General features: G+C 63.9%; 18 protein-coding genes and 2 tRNA genes. 13 read left to right on the top strand and 7 right to left on the bottom strand.

The features are described 5' to 3' along the window. Positions 1-43: 43 nt before the first annotated feature. The gene (locus IVA81_RS22060; protein ID WP_247321817.1) at positions 44-1027 is read right to left on the bottom strand and encodes a helix-turn-helix domain-containing protein; all 984 of its coding nucleotides are present in this window, start codon (positions 1025-1027) and stop codon (positions 44-46) included. Between the two features lie 151 nt (positions 1028-1178). Here IVA81_RS22060 and IVA81_RS22055 point away from each other — a divergent pair, with 151 nt between their 5' ends. The 4 genes from IVA81_RS22055 (at position 1179) to IVA81_RS22040 (ending at position 4984) form a co-directional block, all read left to right on the top strand. Then, on the top strand, positions 1179-1433 hold the full coding sequence (locus IVA81_RS22055) for a tautomerase family protein (protein ID WP_247321807.1): 255 nt from the start codon (positions 1179-1181) through the stop codon (positions 1431-1433). A gap of 195 nt (positions 1434-1628) precedes the next feature. Then, complete coding sequence (locus IVA81_RS22050; RefSeq protein WP_247321805.1) at positions 1629-3011, top strand: nodulation protein NfeD; 1383 nt, start codon at positions 1629-1631, stop codon at positions 3009-3011. Beyond that, on the top strand, positions 3008-3769 hold the full coding sequence (locus tag IVA81_RS22045) for a slipin family protein (protein ID WP_247321803.1): 762 nt from the start codon (positions 3008-3010) through the stop codon (positions 3767-3769). Before IVA81_RS22050 ends, IVA81_RS22045 begins: the two co-directional genes overlap by 4 nt. An 81-nt stretch (positions 3770-3850) precedes the next feature. Then, positions 3851-4984 (top strand): asparaginase, encoded by a 1134-nt coding sequence (locus IVA81_RS22040; protein ID WP_247321798.1) that lies wholly within the window; start codon positions 3851-3853, stop codon positions 4982-4984. Between the two features lie 131 nt (positions 4985-5115). Here IVA81_RS22040 and glnA read toward each other — a convergent pair whose 3' ends face one another. Both glnA and IVA81_RS22030 read right to left on the bottom strand, forming a co-directional pair. Further along, complete coding sequence (gene glnA, locus IVA81_RS22035; RefSeq protein ID WP_247321796.1) at positions 5116-6525, bottom strand: type I glutamate--ammonia ligase; 1410 nt, start codon at positions 6523-6525, stop codon at positions 5116-5118. A gap of 151 nt (positions 6526-6676) precedes the next feature. Then, positions 6677-7015 (bottom strand): P-II family nitrogen regulator, encoded by a 339-nt coding sequence (locus IVA81_RS22030; protein ID WP_007603495.1) that lies wholly within the window; start codon positions 7013-7015, stop codon positions 6677-6679. A gap of 382 nt (positions 7016-7397) precedes the next feature. Here IVA81_RS22030 and IVA81_RS22025 point away from each other — a divergent pair, with 382 nt between their 5' ends. After that, a complete protein-coding gene (locus tag IVA81_RS22025; RefSeq protein WP_247321794.1) occupies positions 7398-8897 on the top strand; it encodes an NAD(P)H-hydrate dehydratase in 1500 nt (499 codons plus the stop codon). A gap of 4 nt (positions 8898-8901) precedes the next feature. Here the strand turns inward: IVA81_RS22025 and IVA81_RS22020 are convergent, their stop codons facing one another. Beyond that, entirely contained in the window at positions 8902-10230 is a 1329-nt protein-coding gene (locus IVA81_RS22020) for a multicopper oxidase domain-containing protein (RefSeq protein ID WP_247321792.1), read from the bottom strand. A 154-nt stretch (positions 10231-10384) separates the two neighbouring features. Between IVA81_RS22020 and IVA81_RS22015 the strand changes: the two genes are divergently transcribed. The 7 genes from IVA81_RS22015 to IVA81_RS21985 all read left to right on the top strand — a co-directional run bounded on the left by IVA81_RS22015 (position 10385) and on the right by IVA81_RS21985 (position 18113). Then, positions 10385-10469: transfer RNA gene (locus tag IVA81_RS22015), tRNA-Leu, on the top strand. Between the two features lie 177 nt (positions 10470-10646). Continuing rightward, positions 10647-12008, top strand: a complete 1362-nt coding sequence (gene tig / locus IVA81_RS22010; protein WP_247321854.1) for a trigger factor — start codon at positions 10647-10649, stop codon at positions 12006-12008. A 391-nt stretch (positions 12009-12399) separates the two neighbouring features. Then, positions 12400-13035, top strand: a complete 636-nt coding sequence (locus tag IVA81_RS22005; RefSeq protein ID WP_247321790.1) for an ATP-dependent Clp protease proteolytic subunit — start codon at positions 12400-12402, stop codon at positions 13033-13035. A 458-nt stretch (positions 13036-13493) separates the two neighbouring features. Continuing rightward, the gene (gene clpX, locus IVA81_RS22000; RefSeq protein WP_091965274.1) at positions 13494-14765 is read left to right on the top strand and encodes an ATP-dependent Clp protease ATP-binding subunit ClpX; all 1272 of its coding nucleotides are present in this window, start codon (positions 13494-13496) and stop codon (positions 14763-14765) included. Positions 14766-15088: 323 nt separating this feature from the next. Then, the gene (gene lon, locus IVA81_RS21995) at positions 15089-17512 is read left to right on the top strand and encodes an endopeptidase La (RefSeq protein WP_247321789.1); all 2424 of its coding nucleotides are present in this window, start codon (positions 15089-15091) and stop codon (positions 17510-17512) included. A 70-nt stretch (positions 17513-17582) separates the two neighbouring features. After that, entirely contained in the window at positions 17583-17987 is a 405-nt protein-coding gene (locus tag IVA81_RS21990) for a GFA family protein (RefSeq protein ID WP_247321787.1), read from the top strand. Positions 17988-18036: 49 nt separating this feature from the next. Next, positions 18037-18113: transfer RNA gene (locus tag IVA81_RS21985), tRNA-Val, on the top strand. 110 nt (positions 18114-18223) lie between these two features. Here IVA81_RS21985 and IVA81_RS21980 read toward each other — a convergent pair. Together IVA81_RS21980 and IVA81_RS21975 are read right to left on the bottom strand one after the other, a co-directional pair. Further along, a complete protein-coding gene (locus IVA81_RS21980; RefSeq protein WP_247321782.1) occupies positions 18224-20071 on the bottom strand; it encodes a caspase family protein in 1848 nt (615 codons plus the stop codon). A 256-nt stretch (positions 20072-20327) separates the two neighbouring features. Then, positions 20328-20684: a hypothetical protein gene (locus IVA81_RS21975; RefSeq protein ID WP_247321781.1), complete on the bottom strand. Its 357-nt coding sequence runs from the start codon at positions 20682-20684 to the stop codon at positions 20328-20330. 283 nt (positions 20685-20967) lie between these two features. Here IVA81_RS21975 and IVA81_RS21970 point away from each other — a divergent pair, with 283 nt between their 5' ends. Then, entirely contained in the window at positions 20968-21828 is an 861-nt protein-coding gene (locus tag IVA81_RS21970) for a methyltransferase domain-containing protein (RefSeq protein WP_247321780.1), read from the top strand. Between the two features lie 131 nt (positions 21829-21959). On the opposite strand, the gene IVA81_RS21965 is transcribed toward IVA81_RS21970, so the two are convergent. After that, positions 21960-22934, bottom strand: a complete 975-nt coding sequence (locus IVA81_RS21965) for a cation diffusion facilitator family transporter (RefSeq protein WP_247321778.1) — start codon at positions 22932-22934, stop codon at positions 21960-21962. Position 22935 lies beyond the last annotated feature (1 nt).

Genomic DNA, 22935 nt, shown 5'->3' with positions numbered 1-22935 from the left:
AGTCAGATGCAGAACGAAAGCTGACGGATCTGACCCGCAAGGTTTATCCCTGCACCGTCCGCTCCATTCGCCGCGCGCGATAGGCCTGCGGCGACATCAAAGTCAGCTTGCGAAACGCCTTGCGAAAGCTGCTCTCGTCCTCGTAGCCGGCCGTGCGTGCGATGGCCTTGATCGGCTGCGTCGTCGTCTCCAACAGCGTGCGCGCGTGCTCGACGCGGCGGCGCATGATGAAGGCTTGCGGCGGTTCGTGCGTGAGCTCCTGAAACTTCCGGTTCAGCGTACGCTCGCTGAGGCCGAGCGCGCCGGCAAGGCGCTTGACCGTCATCGGGGCCTTGCCGGTGCGGCGAACCAGCAGGTCGGCTCTGGTCAGCAGCGGGTCCTGCGAGAGCAAATAGCCGACGGGCATGAAGATCGACTGGGTCCGCTGGGCCGTGTCGATGACGACGTAGTCCGCGCACAGCTTTGCGATCCCTTTGCCTTCGACCATCTCGATCAGCCGGAGCAGGAGGTCGACCCACGACATCGGCCCGGCCGCGCAGACGATGCGGTCGGTCGCGGTGATAACAGCGTCGGCCGCGAGGTCGATCGCGGGATGGCGTTGCCGCAGCTCGCCTTGCAGCCACCAGGTGATGGTGGCGCGGCGGTTGTCGAGCAGGCCGGCGCCGGCAAGCAGGAAAACGCCGCTGCAAAAGGCCCCGATCAGCCGGCCGTTTGCGTGCTGCTGCCGGAGCCAGGCGCCGGCACGGGCATATTGCGGTTGCAGCCGCTCGGCCGTGACGTGATCGACGAGGTTGCCTGGGACTATGATCGCGTCGAAGCGCGCGCGTTTATCGATCGCGCCATCGACTGGGACCACCCGGCCGCCGCCGGCGCGCACGGGCTTGCCGTCGAGCGACAGCGTCTGGCAGGCGAAGCGGGATTTTTCGCCGCTCTGCTGCATGACGTGGTTGGCGAGCGACAGGATGTCGACGATCCCCGCGATCGCCGAATGCATGCAACCTTCCACCGCGAGAATTGCGAGCTTCATGGATCCTCCAAACAGGTGCCGCGATGCTACCCGATGAAAGCGCGAGCCGCATGGCGGAAATTGCGCGATCTCTGTCTTATCCGCCACTGCCTCGCCGGCACCGTCTGGTCCAATCTTCCGGTCTCGTCACATGACATGAATGGAGAGAGACATGCCTTACGTCACCATTTCCACCGTGCGCGGCATCCTGGATGCCGCCCAGAAGAAAACGCTGCTCGAACGCGTCACCGACCTGATGGTCGAGGTCGAAGGGCAGAACAACCCGGATTTCCGCCGCAACGTCTGGGTCAGGATCGAGGAGCAGGAGCCCTCCCACTGGTCGCTCGGCGGCATGCAGCCGACGAGCGAGATCATCGCCGGCATGTTCGGCACGATCGGGCCCGATGGCGTGAGAGTGGCACGGTAGCAACTCTTGGGGCAGGGCGTCTTGGCGCAGGGCGGATCAGTCGCAGGCATGGTCCGCCAGCGCCCTTGCTCAACCGACCACATCGCCAACCTGCATGGCCATTTCCATTGCGTTGCACAATCGCAGCGTCGGTCTCTTCGCACAGCATTGAGGTTCAAGAGACGAACACCATATGCTCTGCAAGGGAGCCCTGCCGTGCAGACCATGAAGGCGGCCCTCGTTGCGGCGATTGGCGTCGTGGCTTTGATCTGCTGCCTCCTTCCCAGCTCAGCGGAGGAGAACGGCCGTCTTGCACTGATTGTTTCGATCGAAGGGGCCATTGGCCCTGCGTCGGCCAGTTACGTGAAGGAGGCCTTGGCCCGGGCAAGCGAGCGGCGCGCTGAGGTCGTGATTCTGAGAATCAACACGCCCGGCGGTCTCAATTCCAGCATGCGCGAGATCATTGCGGATGTGCTGGCCTCGCCCATCCCTGTCGTCGGTTACGTCGCTCCCTCCGGCGCCCACGCGGCGAGCGCGGGGACCTATATCCTTTATGCGACCCACTTCGCGGCGATGGCGCCAGGCACCAATATTGGCGCCGCGACACCGGTGCAGATTGGCGGGCCGCTGCCGGGTCTGCCGAGCGGTACACCGGACAAGGACGGCAAGGACAAGAAGGATGAGCCGAAGGATGCGATGACGGCGAAGGTGACGAACGATGCCGTCGCTTTCATCCGCAGCCTCGCGGAGCTGCGCAACCGCAATGTGGACTGGGCGGAGAAGGCGGTCCGGGAGGCTGCCACGCTTTCTGCCAACGGCGCGCTCGAGGCCCATGCCATCGATGTCGTCGCGCGCGATCAGGCTGAATTGCTGAGGCAGCTCGATGGCCGTGTGATGGAGGTTGCGGGCGGCAAGACGCAACGCCTCGTGACGAAGGATGCTGTCGTTGAAGCCATCGACCCCGGATGGATATCCCGCTTCCTGGCGGTCATCACCGATCCGAATGTGGCGTTCATTCTCCTGATGGTCGGCATCTACGGCCTGATCTTCGAGTTCATGTCTCCCGGAGCCGTCGCTCCGGGAGTCGTCGGCGCGATCTGCCTGCTGATCGGTCTTTATGCGCTCAATTTGCTGCCGATCAGCTATGCCGGGCTTGCCCTGATGCTGGTCGGCATAGTGCTTCTCACCGTCGAAGCCTTCAATCCGACGGTGGTGATCGGTCTCGGAGGGATCGTCGCTTTCGTGCTGGGAGCGCTGATGCTCTTCAGGGTCGAGGCGCCCGGCTACCACCTGTCGTGGTGGGTGATCGGCATCACCGCAGCTGTGTTCGTCGGCTTTGCTCTCGTCGTGCTTGGGTCGCTTCGGCGTGCCGCCAAGGCTCCTGAACGGGTCGGCGCGCAGGCCATGCGAGGCTTGCCCGCAGAGGTTCTCGACTGGCGTGGGAGCGAAGGTCATGTTTTCGCCCATGGTGAGCGCTGGCAGGCGCGCGGCGCCGAAACGTTCAAGCCCGGAGAGACGGTCGAAGTCGCGAACGTTGTCGACCTGACGCTGCTGATACGGCGCGCACCAGCCCGAACAGGCGAGGGAGGTCCATCATGATGCTGGAATATCTGACTTATGCGGCGCTCGCGTTGCTTGTCATCATGTTCCTGTCCCAGGCTATTCGAATCCTGCGTGAATACGAGCGTGGCGTCGTCTTTACGCTCGGTCGCTTTACCGGCGTGAAGGGCCCGGGCCTCATCATCCTCGTTCCGGTCGTGCAGCAACTCGTCAAGGTCGATCTACGGGTGATGGTGCAGGTCGTCCCGCCCCAGGATGTGATTTCGCGGGACAACGTCTCCGTCAAGGTCAACGCCGTTCTGTACTTCCGGATCGTCGATCCTGAACGGGCCATCATCAAGGTCGGCGATTACATGGCTGCCACCAGCCAGCTCGCGCAGACCACGTTACGCTCGGTGCTCGGCAAGCACGAGCTCGACGAGATGCTTGCAGAACGCGACAGGTTGAACGCCGACATCCAGGAGATCCTCGACAAGCAGACCGACGTCTGGGGCATCAAGGTCACCGGGATCGAGATCAAGGACATCGATCTCAACGAAACCATGGTGCGGGCGATCGCCAAGCAGGCCGAAGCGGAGCGGTTGCGGCGTGCCAAGGTGATCAATGCGATGGGCGAGCAGCAGGCTGCCGAAAAGCTCGTCGAAGCCGGCCGGATTCTCGCGCAGGAGCCTCAGGCGATGCAGCTGCGTTATTTCGCGGCCCTGCACGACATCGCGGGCGAACGTTCCTCGACCGTCGTCTTTCCCCTGCCGACGGGTTTGCTCGACCATTTTCTGCCGCGGCGCGACAATCCTTAGCCATCAGCAGCAGGATGACCCATCTTCGGCCCCATTGGGCGTGTCGAATGTCGATCCCTACTTAAACGGGAGGACAATTCGATGACGACGCCTACCGCCAGTGCAGCCGGTCGCCGCCAAAGCTGGATTTCAATTCTCTCCATTCCCCTGTTCGCCCTCACACTCTGGACGTACGGGGGCGCGGTCCAGGCCGCGGAGCCGGGCAAGGACGCGGCGGCCGCCGGCCTGCCGCGCATTCTCGTGCTCGCGACGGGAGGCACCATCGCCGGTCAGGCCGATCCGCGCGCGACGGGCGCGTACAAGTCAGGCCAGATCACGGGCGAGCAGCTCATGGCGTCGGTGCCGGGCCTGGACAAGCTCGCCAAGATCAACGCCGAGCAGATTTCGTCGATCGGCTCGCAAGACATGAACGACAAGGTCTGGTTTGCGCTGGCCCGTCGCATCCAGGATGCCTTCGACAAGAACGAAGCCGACGGAATCATCATCACCCATGGCACCGACACGCTGGAGGAGACGGCGTTCTTTCTCGACAACGTGGTGCGCGGCGACAAGCCGGTGGTGATCGTCGGCTCGATGCGGCCGGCCACGGCCGTGAGCGCGGACGGCCCCGGCAATCTCTACGAGGCGGTGCAGGTGGCGGCCGATCCACGCGCGCGCGGGCGCGGCGTCATGGCGGTGCTGAACGACAAGATCCAGGGCGCGCGCTCGGTCACCAAGACCAACACCACGAGCATCGAGACGTTCGGCTCGCCCAATGACGGGCCGATCGGCTATGTCGACACCGCCGGCGGCATCCGTTTCATGACCCAAGGCGCCGGTTTCAAGCGCGCGACCTATCGGCTGCCGGCCGGCGAGCAATTGCCGCGCGTCGCGATCGTCTACTCGCACGCCAATATGGACGCGGTTCCGATCGAAGACGCCATCTCGCATGGCGCCAAGGGCATCGTGCTGGCCGGGGTCGGCGACGGTAACACGTCGAAGTCGGCGCTCGATGCGCTCGAAGCGGCGGCGAAGAAGGGCATCATCGTCGTGCGCTCCACGCGGGTTCGATCCGGCTTCGTCACCCGCAACGTCGAGGTCGACGACGACAAGAACGGCTTTGTCGTGTCCGAGGACCTCAATCCGCAGAAGGCGCGCGTCCTCACCCAACTGCTGATCGCGGGCGGCGTGACGGCGCCGGCCGAGTTGCAGAAGGCCTTCACCGCGACGTGGTGATCGTAACTCGTAGGGTGGGTTACGCGAGCGATTGCGCTACGCGCAATCGCAGGGCTAACCCACCCTACGATTCAAACGAAAAGGCGCTCCGTTCGGAGCGCCTTTTGCTTGTCGCATAAAGTGCGGGCCGCTTAGTTCGAATAGTACATTTCGAACTCGACCGGGTGCGGGGTCATTTCGAAGCGGGCGACTTCGGTCATCTTCAGCTCAATGTAAGCGTCGATGAAGTCGTCGTCGAACACGCCGCCGTTCTTGAGGAAGCCGCGGTCCTTGTCGAGGTTTTCGAGCGCCTCGCGGAGCGAGCCGCAGACGGTCGGGATCTGCTTCAGCTCTTCCTTCGGCAGGTCGTAGAGGTCCTTGTCCATCGCCGGACCCGGATCGATCTTGTTCTTGATGCCGTCGAGGCCGGCCATCAGCATCGCGGCGAAGCCGAGATAGGGGTTGGCCATCGGATCGGGGAAGCGCACCTCGACACGCTTGGCCTTCGGCGAAGCGGTGTAGGGGATGCGGCAGGAGGCCGAGCGGTTGCGCGCGGAATAGGCGAGCAGCACGGGGGCCTCATAGCCCGGGACCAGACGCTTGTAGGAGTTGGTCGACGGGTTGGTGAAGGCGTTGATCGCCTTGGCGTGCTTGATGATGCCGCCGATGTAGTGCAGGCAGGTCTCCGACAGGTCGGCGTACTTGTTGCCGGCGAACACCGGCTTGCCGTCCTTCCAGATCGACTGGTGCACGTGCATGCCCGAGCCGTTGTCGCCGAAGATCGGCTTCGGCATGAAGGTGGCGGTCTTGCCGTAGATGTGCGCGACCTGGTGGATGCAGTACTTGTAGATCTGCATGTGGTCCGCCATCAGCGTCAGCGTGTCGAACTTCATGCCGAGCTCGTGCTGGGCGGAAGCGACCTCGTGGTGATGCTTCTCGACCTTGACGCCCATCTTGGCCATGGCGCCGAGCATCTCGGAACGCATGTCCTGCACCGAATCCTGCGGCGGCACCGGGAAGTAGCCGCCCTTGGTGCGGATGCGGTGGCCCAGATTGCCGCCTTCATATTCGGTGTCGGAATTGGTCGGCAACTCGGAGGAGTCGAGACGGAAACCGGTCTTGTAGGGCTCGGCCGAATAGCGCACGTCATCGAACACGAAGAACTCGGCTTCGGGGCCGACGAACACGCTGTCGCCCACGCCCATCGACTTCACCATGGCTTCGGCCTTCTTGGCGATGCCGCGGGGGTCGCGGTTGTAGGGCTCGCCGGTGGTCGGCTCGAGCACGTCGCAGGTGATGACCATGGTGGTCTCGGCGAAGAACGGGTCGATCGTCGCGGTGACCGGATCGGGCATCAGGCACATGTCGGACTCGTTGATCGCTTTCCAGCCGGCGATCGAGGAGCCGTCGAACATCGTTCCTTCGGCGAAGATGTCATCGTCGATCATGCTGACGTCGAACGTCACATGCTGCCACTTGCCGCGCGGATCGGTGAAGCGCAGGTCGACGTACTTGACGTCGTTGTCCTTGATCGATTTCAGGACGTCTTTGGCGGTCTTCATGCATACCCCTTTTGGCTCTGCGGGTCGGTTTCCAGATGAGCAAAATTATTCTCGCTCGGGCGAGTTTTGCGCGACCGCACAAACGAAATCAGGCCGCCGAAGCAGCCTTCTTTCTAGTCGGAGTGTCGCAAAATTCGGGATAGCACCCGGCTCAGATAGCGTCCAGCCCGGATTCGCCGGTTCGGATGCGGATCGCCTCTTCGATGTTGGAGACGAAGATCTTGCCGTCGCCGATGCGCCCGGTCTGCGCGGCGCGGCGGATCGCGTCGATGGCGCGCTCGACCAGATCATCGCCGATCACGATCTCGATCTTCACCTTGGGCAGGAAGTCGACGATGTATTCTGCGCCGCGGTAGAGCTCGGCGTGCCCCTTCTGCCGGCCAAAGCCCTTGGCCTCGGTGACGGTGATGCCCTGTAGGCCGACTTCCTGAAGCGCTTCCTTCACCTCGTCGAGCTTGAATGGCTTGATGATGGCTTCGATTTTCTTCACTGCGCGCCTCCCGGCCTTTCGATCAAATAGCAACGTCTTCGTCAGGATGCGCTTTTCTTAACGCACGATCTTGTCTTCGCTAAGCCGGGATCCCTGACCTGTCCGGCAACAACGGCCGGCGACGCCCTGATAAATGCCAGTGAGCACGACGAACCGAAGCGGCTTCCTCGAAAGCAGGGTCTATGCCAAATTGCAAATGCCCTGATTATTGGAGCGTTATCAGCCTTTTAACGAGCATCTCTGAGCGGCGACGCCGACCTGCACAAAATACCGAAGACTACGAAATAGGCAAACGGTTCAATATGTGTGCAGATCGTTGTTCCCCGCGTCGGATCGGCGCGGAAGATGCCTGTTGAAAAGGCGATTGTACTAGGGAAGTGGCATGGAAGTTCTGAGCAACGCCGAAATGCAGCGGGCGGACCAGCTCGCCATCGCGGCCGGCACACCCGGTTTCAAGCTGATGCTGAGCGCGGGCCAGGCGGTCGCGGAGGCCGCCCAGGCGCTGGTGGAGGAGGGGCCGATCCTGATCGTGGCCGGGCCCGGCAACAATGGCGGTGATGGTTTTGTCGCAGCCGCCGAGCTCGCCGCCCAGGGGCGGGAGGTCTCGGTGATCGCGATGTGCGAGCGCGACCAGCTCCAGGGCGATGCGGCTTCCGCCGCGCGCGGCTGGAAGCATCCGCTGCTCCCTTTCAATCCGCAGGCGATCGGACGGCCCGCGCTGATCATCGATGCGCTGTTCGGGGCGGGCCTCAGCCGTCCTGTCGACGGCGAGGCGCATGCGATGATCGAGGCCATCAACGCCAACGGTGCCCCGGTGCTCGCCGTCGACCTGCCGAGCGGCATCAACGGCACCAGCGCGGCCGTGATGGGCGCGGCGGTGAACGCCACCGAGACCGTCACCTTCTTTCGCAAGAAGCCGGCGCATCTGCTGCTGCCGGGCCGGATGCATTGCGGCCGCGTGCGCGTCGCCGACATCGGCATCGACGCGCAGGTGCTGGACGAGATCGCGCCGCAGACTTTCGAGAACGATCCGGATGTCTGGGGCGCCGCTTTCCCGGTGCCGCGCATCGACGGCCACAAATTTGCGCGGGGCCATGTGCTGGCGGTCTCCGGCGATGCGGCGGCGACCGGCGCGGCGCGGCTGGCCGCGCGCGGTGCGCTGCGAGCAGGAGCGGGCCTGGTGACGCTGGCGAGTCCGCGCGATGCGCTCGCGATCAACGCGGCCGCGCTCACGGCCGTCATGGTTCGTCCCGTCGACACCGTCGTCGAGTTCGGCGAGCTGCTCGGCGACAAGCGCTACGGCACCTGCATCATCGGCCCCGGCGCGGGCGTCAGTGAGCGCACCTGCGATCTCGTTCACACCGCGCTGAGCGCCCAGCGGCATCTGGTGCTCGATGCCGATGCGCTGACGAGCTTTGCCGCCACTCCCGAGCGCTTGTTCGAATCGATCAAGTCCTCAGGTGACAATGCGGTGGTGCTGACCCCGCACGAAGGCGAGTTTCCGCGCCTGTTCTCCGACCTCAGCAACAAATTTCCGGGCCGCTCCAAGCTGGAGCGCGTGCGCGCCGCCGCCGAGCGCTCCGGCGCCGTCGTGCTGCTGAAGGGCCCCGACACGACCATCGCCGCCCCCGACGGCCGCGCCACCATTGCCGCCAACGCGCCGCCGTGGCTGGCGACCGCCGGCGCCGGCGACGTCCTCGCCGGCATCATCGCAGGCCTGCTGGCGCAAGGCGTGCCGGCCTTCGAAGCCGCCAGCATGGGCGTCTGGATGCATGGCGAGGCGGGAAGCGAGGCGGGACCAGGCCTGATCGCGGAAGATCTCACCGAGACGCTGCCGGCCGTGCACCGGCGGATCTATGGTGCGCTCGGCATAGAATACTGAGCGCTCACTCCACCGCGTACCACCGCACCAGCCGCGGTGCGGCCCAATCTGTCACGACCGACTCGAGGAGCCATCGTCCGGGCGAAGTCGCAGCGAACGCGATGCGCTGGGTCTGGCCGGGTTCGATCGCGAGCGTGTCGAGCCAGTAAGGCTTCCAGCCGTCGTCGAGCTTGTCGAGCAGGCGGAAGGGGTGGCCGTGCAGGTGGAAGACGGTCGTGATGGGGGCAGGGTTCTTGAGGGCCAGCACGACGGTGCGGCCGGCCTTGGCCCGGAAGGCTGGAGTGGAGGCGGTGGAGAAGCTTGAAGACCGGGTCCAACCGGCGTCGGTTGCGCCAAGCGCGACATCGAACCGCAGGGCGCCTTTCAGGTCGAGCTTCTCGGGCAGGTCATTCGGAGGAAGCGGCTGCGGCGACAGAAGCGGCGCGCGCTGTTCCAGTGTCCCGGAGATCGTGAGCGTTCCGACTTGGCGAGCCTCCTTGCCGTCATGCAGCAGCAATGCGGCCGATGTGGCCGCATCCACGAATGCGTCGGCGCGTGCGCCCGGCGCCAGCACCAGGGCGCCGTTGCGGGCCGAAAATGGCTCGACGGGCTGACCGTCCAGGGCCATCACGCGGACGTCGTGGCTTTCCAATTTAATTGCCAAAACAGTACGTTGGGAGCCGTTGATAAAGCGCAGCCGCAGCCGCTGATGGCCTGGGGCTGAGAGTTCGAATGAGGTCTGCCCGTTGATTGTGTAGAGCGGCCTCGCGTCCTTCGGGTCCTGGCCCGGCGGGACCGCGGTGCCGTCCGGCCGCAGGCGCCATTCCTCGATCAGCAGGACCTCGTCACGATCGACGGCGACCTGGCTGGTCTCGGCCACGATGATCGGAAGCGGGCGCGCCGGCTGCTTCAGGCCGTCCTCGAACAGGCGGAAGTCGGCCAGCAAGGTTCCTGCATTGGGAATTGAAATGATTGACGTTTCAACCGCATTTGGCGGCGCTGGCGCGCGCCCCCGGAGCGGGTCGGCCGGGGCCCCGCCGTTGAGGCCGTACCAGACTGGCGCAAGCGGCACAGGTAGGTCGTTCCGAAACACCACTTCGCAACGGTCGCCCCGTTTGAGACGAATGTCCCTGAGATGGCTTACGGCGGCCAGCTCCCAGATTGGTGTAGGTGGCTGCCCTGACCTCAGAGCCAGTGTCGCCGGCCTTGCCTGAAGGGAGAGCTGGGCGGTCACGAGCGGGCCTGCGCCACCCGCGATCAGCCCGGCCGCCGAGGCGCCAAGACCGGCTGAAAGTCCGGCGCCAAGGCCGGCCAAAAGCTCGCGTCGGGTGGGGTCAAAGATCCCAGGTTTCATGGGCCGATCCGGACCACGCCGCGCTGGATAAGTCCAGCCGCCGTGCCTACGTAAAGCCTGCCTCCATCGGGCCATTTTTTTGCTGCGAACAGTCAGGCACATGCTATAAGCCCGGCCGCCCGCGGCATCGCGGCCGGTCTTGATGCAACTTCACGCGGGCGTGGCGGAACTGGTAGACGCGCTGGATTTAGGTTCCAGTGACGAAAGTTGTGGGGGTTCGAGTCCCTCCGCCCGCACCAAGCGCTTATCGCGTTTGCACGGATTACGAGACCTGCTTTCGCGCGGATGTTTGTCCGCCGGCAGCCGGTCCGATGAAGCACCGGCGTTGAGGCGTTTGCCTCGCGCCGGATCGATTAATGACAGCGTCCCGACGCATGCGCGCCGGGACCGAAGAGAAGAAGATTGGACGCGACGCCATGCAGGTCACAGAGACCCTCTCGGAAGGTTTGAAGCACGAGTTCAAGATCAGCGTCCCTGCGTCGGATCTCGACGCCAAGGCCGGTGCCAAGCTCGTTGACCTCAAGGACAAGGTCCGCATCAACGGCTTCCGTCCCGGCAAGGTGCCGGTCACGCACCTCAAGAAGGTCTATGGCCGCTCGGTGATGGCCGAGACCATCGACCAGACCATCCGCGACACCAACACGCAGCTGTTCTCCGAGCGCGGCTTTCGCCTTGCGACCGAGCCGAAGATCACCATGCCGACCGAGCAGGCCGAGGTCGAGGAATTGCTGAGCGGCAAGACCGATCTGACCTACACGGTCGCGATCGAGGTGGTGCCCTCGATTGCGCTCGCCGACTTCAAGACCTTTGAGGTCGAGAAGCCCGTCGCCGACGTCACCGACGCCGACGTCGACGAGGCGATCAAGCGCATCGCCGATACCAATCGCACCTTTGCCGACAAAGGCGAGGGCGCCAAGGCAGCCTCGGGTGATCGCGTCACCATCAACTTCAAGGGCAGCATCAACGGCGAAGTCTTCGAAGGTGGCACCGGCGAGGGCATCCAGGTCGCCATCGGCTCCAACACCTTCATTCCCGGCTTCGAGGAGCAGCTGATCGGCATCGGCGCCAATGAGACCCGCACGCTGAAAGTGTCGTTCCCGAACAACTACATGAACGACAAGCTCGCCGGCCAGCCGGCCGAGTTCGAGACCACCGCGACGCTGATCGAGGCGCCGCAGGATCTGGCGATCGACGACGAGTTCGCCAAGACGCTCGGCCTCGAATCGCTGGACAAGCTGAAGGAAGCCGCGCGCGAGCGTCTGGTTGCCGAGTTTGCCGGCGCGACGCGCCAGCGCGTCAAGCGCGCGCTGCTCGATCGCCTCGACGAAGCGCACCGCTTCGAGGCGCCGCCCTCGCTGGTCGACGAAGAGTTCAATCTGATGTGGAACTCGGTCAAGGCCGAGATGGCCTCCGCCGGCAAGACCTTTGCCGACGAGGACACCACTGAAGACGCCGCCAAGGAAGAGTACCGCAAGATCGCCGACCGCCGCGTGCGGCTCGGCCTCGTGCTCTCCGAGATCGGCGAGAAGAACAAGATCTCCGTGACCGACGACGAGGTCGGCCGCGCCGTGATCGAGCGCGCGCGCTCCATGCCCGGCCGCGAGAAGGAAGTCTGGGACTATTACCGCAGCAACGCCCAGGCCTTGGCCCAGCTTCGCGCACCGATCTATGAGGACAAGGTCGTCGACTTCATCCTCGAGCTCGCCAACGTGACCGAGAAGAAGGTCTCGCGCGAGGACCTCTACAAGGACGACGAGGCGGAAAAGACCGCCGCCTGAAGGCTCTGGAGCGTTTTCGAGCGAAGTGGATGCCGGTTCACGTAAAGAAAACGCGTCAAAATCAAAAGTCAGAGCCCCGTTCCGATTCCATCGGAATGGGGTTCTAGGACAGTCATCTATTTAGGACAGTCATCTATTAAGGATGATCAGCGAAGAGGCCCAGCTAGCCAGATGGCCGGCTGGGCCTCTTTGTGCGAATCAGCTTCAACTGCCCGACGGATTAAGCCTTAATGCGCTCCGCACTTGTCAGAAGCGAATTGGGCTATATCTGTCGGTACGCCTTCTACCTCTACCCAAGTTCCTGCATCACAGGACGTCCATTCGCCCTTCCGGCAAGCCAAACTGGCAGCCAGGCCCGGCGATGTCCGTCTCCGAAAACCCTAGGTGACTCATGCGCGATCCGGTTGAAACCTACATGAACCTCGTGCCCATGGTGGTCGAGCAGACCAACCGTGGCGAGCGCGCCTACGACATTTTCTCTCGTCTCCTGAAGGAGCGCATCATCTTCCTGACCGGGCCGGTCGAGGACGGCATGTCGACGCTCGTCGTCGCGCAGCTCTTGTTCCTTGAGGCGGAAAATCCGAAGAAGGAAATCTCGATGTACATCAACTCGCCGGGCGGCGTGGTGACGTCGGGCCTTGCGATCTACGACACCATGCAGTTCATCCGCCCGCCCGTTTCGACGCTGTGCACGGGGCAGGCCGCCTCGATGGGCTCGCTGCTGCTCTGCGCCGGCGAGAAGGACATGCGCTTCTCGCTGCCGAACGCACGCATCATGGTGCATCAGCCCTCTGGCGGCTTCCAGGGCCAAGCCACCGACATCATGCTGCACGCTCAGGAAATCCTGAACCTGAAGAAGCGGCTCAACGAGATCTACGTGAAGCACACCGGCCAGACCTACAAGTCGATCGAGGACGCGCTGGAGCGCGACAAGTTCCTGACGGCGAACGACGCCAAGGAGTTCGGCCTGGTCGACAGGGTCATCGACAAGCGCGCTGAGGAAGCGGCAGGGGCGAAGACTCCGTAACACTACTGGAGTGTGACGACGATCCCTCGGCAACCTCTTGGGATCGTCGCGCACCATCAGGTTCGTGTTCACGCTATGGGCGCGTGTGCGCGCTGCAAAACGCAGTTTTGCGCCCTGCGACAGGCAGAAAGTTCCGCTTTCGTGCTTGTTTTTCGTGGCAATCCAGCAACGCCGGGGTGATTTCGATCACTTCGCCCGTGCCAAGACCGGAAATCACGGTATTGTCACGGGTAGCCGGCGACCCCCGATTAGCGAATTCTTGATAGTCGGGTGACAGCATGGTTGGCTACGAATGATCGGCTAAGATCGCGGAGAATCGAGCGACCGTGATTCGCACGGGATGTAACGCGTAGGGTCTTTTTTGGTACGCAATTTGCTCTACTTAAGCTTCAAGCCGGCCACCGTGCCGGAATGGAGCGATCGAGCGGAACGGGATCGAACCGCGGACGGAGACATGAATGAGTAAGGTCGGCACGAGCGACTCCAAGAACACGCTATATTGCTCGTTCTGCGGCAAGAGCCAGCACGAAGTCCGCAAACTGATCGCGGGTCCCACGGTCTTCATCTGCGACGAGTGCGTCGAGCTCTGTATGGACATCATCCGCGAGGAGAACAAATCCTCGCTGGTCAAGTCGCGCGACGGCATTCCGACGCCGAAGGAAATCTGCAAGGTCCTGGACGATTACGTGATCGGCCAGAGCCATGCGAAGAAGGTCCTGTCGGTCGCGGTGCACAATCACTACAAGCGCCTCAACCACCAGACCAAGCACAACGACGTCGAGCTCGCGAAGTCGAACATCCTGCTGATCGGTCCGACCGGCTCGGGCAAGACGCTGCTCGCGCAGACGCTCGCCCGCATCCTGGACGTGCCGTTCACCATGGCGGATGCGACGACGCTGACCGAGGCCGGCTATGTCGGCGAGGACGTCGAGAACATCATCCTGAAGCTGCTCCAGGCCGCCGACTACAATGTCGAGCGCGCCCAGCGCGGCATCGTCTACATCGACGAAATCGACAAGATCAGCCGCAAGTCCGACAATCCCTCGATCACGCGCGACGTGTCGGGTGAGGGCGTGCAGCAGGCGCTGCTCAAGATCATGGAAGGCACGGTGGCTTCGGTCCCGCCGCAGGGCGGCCGCAAGCATCCGCAGCAGGAATTCCTGCAGGTGGACACCACCAACATCCTGTTCATCTGCGGCGGCGCGTTTGCCGGCCTCGAGAAGATCATCTCGGCACGCGGACGGTCGACCTCGATCGGTTTCGCCGCCCAGGTGATGGCGCCGGAAGACCGCCGGACCGGCGAGATCTTCCGTCACGTCGAGCCCGAGGACCTTCTGAAGTACGGCCTCATCCCCGAATTCGTCGGCCGTCTGCCGGTCGTGGCGACGCTCGAGGATCTTGACGAGGCCTCGCTGAAGAAGATCCTGACGGAGCCGAAGAACGCGCTGGTGAAACAGTACCAGCGGCTGTTCGAGATGGAGAACATCGAGCTGACCTTCGCCGACGAGGCGCTTGGTGCGGTTGCCCGCAAGGCGATCGAGCGCAAGACCGGTGCGCGCGGCTTGCGTTCGATCCTCGAGGCGATCCTGCTCGAGACCATGTTCGACCTGCCGGGCCTGGAAGGTGTGGAAGAAGTCGTGATTTCCCGCGAAGTCGTGGAAGGAACGGCGCGTCCGCTCTACATCTACGCCGATCGGTCCGATCGCGCCGTCGAGAACGCCAGCGCCTGATCCGGCGGCGCTGGAACGCTCCAATTGTATCTTCAAGTCGGGCTGCGGAAGTGTATCTCCGCAGCCGGTGTTGCGTCGCTTACCGCGTTGCGTAAGCGCCTGATGGCGCGCGTTTTTCAATGACTTGACACCCCCCGGGTCGATAGCCACCTAATGTCGGCGGCGAGCGAAAATTCTCTTCCAGATTCGCCTCAGTTCCGATCCGGCGAGCCGGTCCAACTTTTCTGAGGACCGACCGGTCTTGCGGATCACGTCGGCACCTTGTGGCGGTTGCGCATGATCAGCGGGCTGCATGCGAGGGGGCAAAGCAAAAGGAAAAGGCCATGACTAATCCAAAACCGCGGCCAACCATCGTCCATGGCGAAACGCACGCTTATCCCGTGCTGCCGCTGCGCGACATCGTCGTCTTCCCGCACATGATTGTTCCGCTCTTCGTCGGCCGCGAGAAGTCGATCCGCGCGCTGGAAGAGGTGATGAAGAACGACGCGCTGATCATGCTCGCGACGCAGAAGAACGCGTCCGACGATGATCCGGCGCCCGATGCCATTTACGAGACCGGCACGCTCGCCAGCGTGCTGCAGCTCTTGAAGCTTCCCGACGGCACCGTGAAGGTGCTGGTCGAAGGGCTCGAGCGTGCGCGCGTGCAGAAATACACCGATCGCGCCGACTATTACGAAGCGACCGCCATTGCGCTGGCCGACACCGATGCGAAGTCGGTCGAGGCCGAAGCGATGGCACGCTCGGTCGTGTCCGACTTCGAGAGCTATGTGAAGCTCAACAAGAAGATCTCGGCCGAGGTCGTCGGCGTCGTGCAGGCGATCACCGATTTCGCCAAGCTCGCCGACACCGTGGCCTCGCATCTCGCCGTCAAGATCGCCGACCGCCAGGGCATCCTGGAGACGCTGTCGGTCACCTCGCGCCTGGAGAAGGTGCTGGGCCTGATGGAGAGCGAGATCTCGGTGCTGCAGGTCGAGAAGCGCATCCGCTCGCGCGTCAAGCGCCAGATGGAGAAGACCCAGCGCGAGTATTATCTCAACGAGCAGATGAAGGCGATCCAGAAGGAGCTCGGCGACGACGAAGGTCGCGACGAGCTCGCCGATCTCGAAGAGAAGATCTCCAAGACCAAGCTTTCGAAGGAAGCGCGGGAGAAGGCGCAGCACGAGTTGAAGAAGCTGCGCCAGATGTCGCCGATGTCCGCGGAAGCGACCGTCGTGCGCAACTATCTCGACTGGCTGCTGTCGATCCCGTGGAACAAGAAGTCCAAGGTCAAGAAGGACCTTGAGGCGGCGCAGGCCGTGCTGGACTCCGATCACTACGGGCTGGAGAAGGTCAAGGAACGCATCGTCGAGTATCTCGCGGTGCAATCGCGCGCCAACAAGCTGACCGGACCGATCCTGTGCCTCGTCGGGCCTCCCGGCGTCGGCAAGACCTCGCTCGGCAAGTCGATCGCGAAGGCGACGGGGCGCGAATTCGTGCGCGTCTCGCTCGGCGGCGTGCGCGACGAGGCCGAGATCCGCGGTCATCGCCGCACTTATATCGGCTCGATGCCCGGCAAGATCATCCAGTCGATGCGCAAGGCCAAGTCGTCCAATCCGCTGTTCCTGCTGGACGAGATCGACAAGATGGGCGCCGATTTCCGCGGCGATCCGTCCTCGGCGCTGCTCGAGGTTCTCGACCCCGAGCAGAACGCGACCTTCAACGACCACTATCTCGAGGTCGACTACGATCTGTCCAACGTGATGTTCATCACGACCGCGAATACGCTGAATATTCCGGGGCCGCTGATGGACCGCATGGAGATCATCCGGATCGCAGGCTACACCGAGAACGAGAAGGTCGAGATCGCGCGCAAGCATCTGATCCCGACCGCGGTGTCCAAGCACGGCCTGGACTCCAAGGAGTTCTCGATCGACGACGACGCGCTGCTGCTTCTGATCCGCCGCTACACCCGCGAAGCGGGCGTGCGTAATCTGGAGCGTGAGCTCTCCACACTCGCCCGCAAGGCGGTGAAGGAGCTGATGATCTCCAAGAAGAAGTCGGTCAAGGTCACCGAGAAGACTCTGGAAGAGTTGCTCGGCGTGCCGAAGTACCGCTTCGGCGAGATCGAGAGCGAGCCGCAGGTCGGCATCGTCACCGGCCTGGCCTGGACCGATGTCGGCGGCGAGCTGCTGACCATCGAAGGCGTCATGATGCCCGGCAAGGGCAAGATGACGGTCACGGGCAATCTGCGTGACGTGATGAAGGAATCGATCTCGGCGGCGGCGTCCTATGTCCGCTCGCGCGCGATCAATTACGGCATCGAGCCGCCGATGTTCGATCGCCGCGACATCCACGTGCACGTGCCGGAAGGCGCGACGCCGAAGGACGGTCCGTCCGCGGGCGTCGCCATGGCCACCGCGATCATCTCGGTCATGACCGGCATCCCGGTCCGCCACGATGTCGCGATGACCGGCGAGATCACGCTGCGCGGCCGCGTGCTGCCGATCGGCGGCCTGAAGGAGAAGCTGCTGGCTGCGGCCCGCGGCGGCATCAAGACGGTGCTGATCCCCGAGGACAACGCCAAGGATCTCACGGAGATTTCCGATGCGATCAAGGGCGGCATGGAGATCATCCCGGTCTCCCGCCTCGACGACGTCGTCGCCAAGGCGCTGGTCAAGAAGCCGGTGCCGATCGTCTGGGAAGAGGACACCAAGGTGACGGTGAAGCCGGACGGCGATGAAGCCGCCGGCGGCTTGACCGCTCACTAGGCCATCGCAAATGATGATAAAACGGCGCCTTCGGGCGCCGTTTTTGTTTTGGGGCAAGGAAACGAGGGCGATGCGGATCGACGGGCAATGCCATTGCGGAAAAATCACCTTCGAGGCCGAGATCGACCCCGCGGCGGTTTCGGTCTGCCACTGCACCGATTGTCAGACGCTGACCGGCTCGCCGTTCCGGGTGACGGCAGTCTGCACCAAGGCCGATGTCCGCCTGACCGGCGGCACGCCCAAGATCTACGGCAAGCGCGGCGACAACGGCCGGATGCGCTTCCAGCATTTCTGCGCCGATTGCGGTTCCCCGCTGTTCACCAGCGGCGAGGGCGAGGAGGCCGACGATTGGGGCATTCGCTGGGGCTCTATCCGCCAGCGCGATAAGCTGCGGCCCGTCAGGCAGATCTGGTGCCAGTCCGCGGCGGTGTGGATCGACGCCGTGCCGCTGCTGCCGGGGAGGCCGGGGGATTGAGGTTCCGTACTTGCCCACCGGGGGCGGGTAGGGATAAAGAGGCGGCGAGGGGCGGTTAGCTCAGCTGGTTAGAGCATCTCGTTTACACCGAGAGGGTCCGCGGTTCGAATCCGTGACCGCCCACCAGCCTTCGCTCGCTTCGCGAGCTACGGCTGGGCAAGCCAGCCTCAGAACGCCATTGACGCGAAGGGCAGTAACGGCGATCGAGGCAACCTACGGCCTAGGGACTCGCAAGCTTAGTGGCAGACTTCCCGGTTCGTGTTGGCTCCGAGGCCGTTTAAGCCGTACGCTTGGCCTTGGACAAGTCGACACCCTGGACCAACTGGGCGACAGCCACCCTGGTTACAGACATATTGTCCCGACGCCTGCGGCTTTGCCGGCGCTGTTTCGACCTGCTTCCGCTGATCTTCCCGCTTGCTGGCATCCTCGCGCGTAGCGACCGGCTTCTTGTCCTGCACCTTCTCGCATTCATTGTCGTCATTCACGCGGTAGCCGGCGCGGCAGGTGATCTTCACGCACGCGTCGCCGTCGGCCTTGAAGCCGTGGTCGCAGAGCAGCGGGCATACGCGTCCCGGCTTGGCCTTGATCGCGTCCAGCACATCGAAGCTCGCGAGCTTGGCGTCGAATTTCGTGCCGGCATATTTGTTGAATAGCGTCAGCGAGCGTTGTGACGACGCGTTCCAGTCGCCATCCGCGGAGGCGCTGAGACAGCCGACCCGGCGCAGCTCCGCCTGAACCAGCTTCGTCGTTTCCTGCGGCGACATCGAAGGCGGGGTCGAGGAGGGCGCTACGGCTGCGACCTTCTGTTCACTCGCGGAGGATTGTTTCTCGGCTACCTGTTTGGCGGCCAGCTCAGCTGCGAGCTTGTCGCTGGCGAGCTTCTCGGCCAACGCCTTCTCGGCGGCTTGCTTGTCGGCCAATGCCTTTGCAGCGGCCGCCTCTGCTTCCTTCCGGCGCTGCTCGGCTGCGGCGGCCCTGGCTTCCTCCACCTGCTTGGCCTTCTCGGCCGCATGACGCTTTTCCTCGGCGGCCTTGGCTGCGGCCGCCGCCTTGTCCTGTTCGGCCTTGTTGGCGCGCTCCGCGGCGAGTCGGGCCTTCTCCTCTTCCGCCTGCCGGGCCTTGTCTGCCGTGGTCGCGCGGGTTTCCTCGGCGGCGATCTTGTTCAACTGGCCTTTGGCCAGATCGGTGTAGAAGCCGCTCGGAAAGCGGTTGAGGAAGGCGGTCCATCCGTCACGTGTCCCGAGCTGAAGCGCCAGTTCGTAGTCACGCCGGATCTCGCTGTCGGGGTTTGCTTGGGGGCCGACGACGACAGGCTTCGCCGCAATCAGGGGCACGTCGTCGCCGCCGAGCGAGCCGTAGACATAGGGCTCCTGCTTGTAGCCGGTGTTCTTGAGAACATCGTCGCGGACGAAGCCGAACGCTTTGCGCAGATCGAGCCCGGGGGTGGGGAGCCGTTCGACCAGCGCAGCGGCAAACGGGCTGTTCCTGGAATCGCCGTCCGAGGCGGTCGAGCCGGCCTTGGCCGCAAAGGCGATCATGGTGTTCGGACTGGTCGGCTCGACCTTGGCAAGGCCGCGGCCGATGGCGCGCGCGGCAATCGTCCGCTTCATGGTTTTGGAGAACGGATTGTCGCGGCAGGCATCCAGGATCACAAGGCGGAGCTGCTTGGCCGGCTCGACCGCGAACAGGGCGCGTTCCAGCGGCAGCGTCTCGTCGAGCACATCACTGTCGGTCTCGAGCGTGGCATCGGTGGGGATCAAATAGTTGGTGCCGTCCAGCTCGATGCCGTGACCGGCATAGTAGACCACGGCCACATCGGCTTCGCGCGTCCTGCCGCCGAAGTCGCGGAGCGCCCGGCGCATCTCGGCGGCATTGAGGTCCAGCTTGACGTCGACGCTATCGAACCCGGCCTTCCTGAACATGCCGCCGACGAGGCTCGCATCATTCACCGGGTTGGTCAGTCTGGGTGCGCTCTTATAGGCGGAATTGCCGATCACCAGCGCGACGCGCTTCTCGGCCCTCGCGTCGCCAAGACCGAGCCAACAGGCCAGGAAAAAAAGAATGGTGAGCCGTAGAACGGCCATGCTGCCCCCGGATCGCCTGCAATCAGACTATCCAGAGTCTCTCTAAAGGCAAGCCGCCGTTCTGTGACGGCGGTCACAAAGTTGGATTAACGTTTATCGGCAGGCATCCTCTCTGAGGAAGTCCGGTTCGAATAGGGCAGCCCTGCAGCAGACCCGCTGCAGGGCAATTCTCTTCGTTCCGCGGATATCGTTGCCCGGCCGAGGAGGCGGCGATCAGGCTCGCCGCCGCCGTGATGCGCCTCGAATCCGTCTGATGTCAGGCTGTCTTGGTGAACATCGTCAGGACACCGTCGGCGATGTTGATCGCGACGACTTGTGACGAACTCAAGCCCTTGGCCTTGAGCACGGAGGCGGCCTGCGGCGTGGCGTCGATGGACTGCCGAAGCGACTGGATGTCTTGATCGGTTGTGTGCGCCACCAGTTCATCGACTTTCGCGCGCACCGACGGCTGCAATTCCTTGATGTCCACAACCTGTATGCTCCGGATCTCCGTGCTGGACTGCGTGGAGGGCTGTTCCGCGCCGGGTTGCGACGATGCGCCCTGTGCCTGCACCAGAGCAGGTGTTCCGAGGGAGAGAGCTGCAACGATGACGGATGCCGTGAAGCTGCGCATGGACATGCCTTTCCAGTTTGAGGAGCGGCGAACCTATCGAGGAAATCGGGTCGGCATCTGATTCCGATGTGGCCGTTCGGTGAAACCAATGCGGCCGCAATGCGCACGGATGAGACCGGCTGCGTCGGGTCCGGCGACGTCCCAGCGTCGCGAAGGAGAGCGGCACTCAGCCAGCCTCGGTTCCGGGAAAGGGTGCGCCGGACATTCCGATGTGATATCGCCGCTGTGCGGTCGTAGCACCGCGACGGGACGGGCATCGCGAGTGGGAATGACCGAGGATATCATGCAACAACCAAGCGGACACGCCGAGAACGCCGACCAGATCGCCTATTGGAACGGCCCGAGCGGGCAGCGCTGGGCTGATCGCCATGCGGCGCAGGAGAGCCTGCTCGGCCCCATTGCCGACGCGCTGATCGACCGCGCCAAGCCGAAGCCGGGCGAGCGCGTCCTCGATGTCGGTTGCGGCTCCGGCGCGACGACGTTCGCGTTCGCGAAGGCGGTGTCCCCGAACGGTTTTGCGCTCGGTCTCGACGTGTCCGAACCGATGCTGTCACAGGCGCGCGCGTTTGCGCCAAAAGGCCTGCCGCTCGATTTCGTGCTGGCGGATGCGACGGTGCATCCATTCGAGCCGGCAAGCTTTGACCTGCTGGCCTCGCGTTTCGGCGTGATGTTCTTTGCCGATCCCATTGCGTCGTTCACCAACCTCCGCCGCGCGCTGAAGCCGACCGGGCGGCTCGCCTTCGCCTGCTGGCGCGAGCCGAAGGAAAACCCCTGGATGATGGCGCCGCTGATGGCGGTCTACAAACACGTGCCGAAAATGCCGCCGGTCGGGCCGGAGGAGCCGGGCCCGTTCGCGTTCGCCTCGGAAGAGCGCGTGATGCGCATCCTGAAGGGAGCGGGCTTCGTCGACGTCGCGATGGAGCCGCACAATCTGGCGATGGATGTCGCGATCGGCGGCGGCCTCGATGCGGCCGTGGACGGCGCGTTGCAGATCGGCCCGGCCAGCCGCGCGCTGCAGGGCCATCCGCCGGAGACGTATGCGGCCGCCAAGGCCTCGATCCGCGAGATGCTCGCGCCATTATTGAAGGGGCAGAGCGTGGCGCTACAGGGCGCGATCTGGATCGTAACGGCGAAGGCGGGGTAGGCGTAGGCGAATCTCTCTCCGCCGTCATTGCGAGGAGCACTTGCGACGAAGCAATCCAGAGCGCCTCCGCGGAGACAGTCTGGATTGCTTCGCTGCGCTCGCAATGACGACGTGGATGGAGCTGTGCCGCCTCACACCACATCATCCGGCGCCAGCGCGCAGCCATTGTCCGAATGCGTTTCCACCTGAAGCGTGGTGTGGCCGATGCGGAACGACGCCTTCAGCAGCTGCGCGGTCTCCATCAGGAACGCATCGTCGGCTCCGGCGGGCATGACGAGATGGCAGGTCAGGGCGGTCTCGGTGGTCGAGATCGGCCAGACGTGGAGATCGTGGATCGCCGAGACGCCGGGCCGCGCGAGCAAGAACGCCCTGATCGCGGCGAGGTCGGTGCCTTTGGGCACTGCTGCCATCGACATGTCGATGGAGCCGCGCAAGAGGCTGGTCGTGCTCCACAGGATGGTGGCGCAGATGAGAAGGCTGGTGATGGGGTCGAGCCAGAGCCAGCCGGTCCAGATGATCAGCGCCGCCGAGACCACGACGCCGAGCGAGACCGCGGCGTCGGCGGCCATGTGCAAGTAGGCGCCCTCGATGTTGATGTCGTCCTTGCGTCCGCTTGCGAACAGCATGGCGGTCAAGCCGTTGATGAGGATGCCGATGCCGGCCACCACCATCACGGTCACGCCGGCGACCGGCTCCGGCTCGCGCAGGCGCAAAATTGCCTCCCAGCCGATCGCGCCGGTTGCGACCAGCAGGAACACCGCATTGGCCAGCGCCGCCAGAATGGTGGAGGCGCGAAAGCCGTAGGTGAAGCGGCCGCTCGGCGCGCGCCTTGCCGCGATCGAGGCACCCCAGGCCACGACCAGGCCGAGCACATCGGACAAATTATGGCCGGCGTCCGCGAGCAGGGCGGTGGAGTTGCCGATATAGCCGTAGACCGCTTCGGCCACGACCAGCGCGGTGTTGAGCGAAATGCCGATCGCGAACGCCTTGCCGAAATTCGCGGGCGCATGGACGTGGCCGTGACCATGACTGTGGTCGTGACCATGACCATGGGCATGGTCGCCATGATCATGGTGGTGATGACCGTGATGGTCGTGGCTGCCCAAT

Source organism: Bradyrhizobium sp. 141, from assembly GCF_023074055.1.
In the GTDB taxonomy this organism is placed as follows: Bacteria; Pseudomonadota; Alphaproteobacteria; order Rhizobiales; family Xanthobacteraceae; genus Bradyrhizobium.
This window is presented reverse-complemented; position numbering and strand designations above follow the sequence as displayed.

Bases quoted from the DNA above. Each gene is read 5' to 3' on its own strand.
- IVA81_RS22060 (WP_247321817.1), bottom strand. From the start codon at position 1,027: ATGAAGCTCGCAATTCTCGCGGTGGAAGGTTGCATGCATTCGGCGATC.
- IVA81_RS22055 (WP_247321807.1), top strand. From the start codon at position 1,179: ATGCCTTACGTCACCATTTCCACCGTGCGCGGCATCCTGGATGCCGCC.
- IVA81_RS22045 (WP_247321803.1), top strand. From the start codon at position 3,008: ATGATGCTGGAATATCTGACTTATGCGGCGCTCGCGTTGCTTGTCATC.
- IVA81_RS22040 (WP_247321798.1), top strand. From the start codon at position 3,851: ATGACGACGCCTACCGCCAGTGCAGCCGGTCGCCGCCAAAGCTGGATT.
- glnA (WP_247321796.1), bottom strand. From the start codon at position 6,525: ATGAAGACCGCCAAAGACGTCCTGAAATCGATCAAGGACAACGACGTC.
- IVA81_RS22025 (WP_247321794.1), top strand. From the start codon at position 7,398: ATGGAAGTTCTGAGCAACGCCGAAATGCAGCGGGCGGACCAGCTCGCC.
- IVA81_RS22020 (WP_247321792.1), bottom strand. From the start codon at position 10,230: ATGAAACCTGGGATCTTTGACCCCACCCGACGCGAGCTTTTGGCCGGC.
- tig (WP_247321854.1), top strand. From the start codon at position 10,647: ATGCAGGTCACAGAGACCCTCTCGGAAGGTTTGAAGCACGAGTTCAAG.
- IVA81_RS22005 (WP_247321790.1), top strand. From the start codon at position 12,400: ATGCGCGATCCGGTTGAAACCTACATGAACCTCGTGCCCATGGTGGTC.
- clpX (WP_091965274.1), top strand. From the start codon at position 13,494: ATGAGTAAGGTCGGCACGAGCGACTCCAAGAACACGCTATATTGCTCG.
- lon (WP_247321789.1), top strand. From the start codon at position 15,089: ATGACTAATCCAAAACCGCGGCCAACCATCGTCCATGGCGAAACGCAC.
- IVA81_RS21990 (WP_247321787.1), top strand. From the start codon at position 17,583: ATGCGGATCGACGGGCAATGCCATTGCGGAAAAATCACCTTCGAGGCC.
- IVA81_RS21980 (WP_247321782.1), bottom strand. From the start codon at position 20,071: ATGGCCGTTCTACGGCTCACCATTCTTTTTTTCCTGGCCTGTTGGCTC.
- IVA81_RS21975 (WP_247321781.1), bottom strand. From the start codon at position 20,684: ATGCGCAGCTTCACGGCATCCGTCATCGTTGCAGCTCTCTCCCTCGGA.
- IVA81_RS21970 (WP_247321780.1), top strand. From the start codon at position 20,968: ATGCAACAACCAAGCGGACACGCCGAGAACGCCGACCAGATCGCCTAT.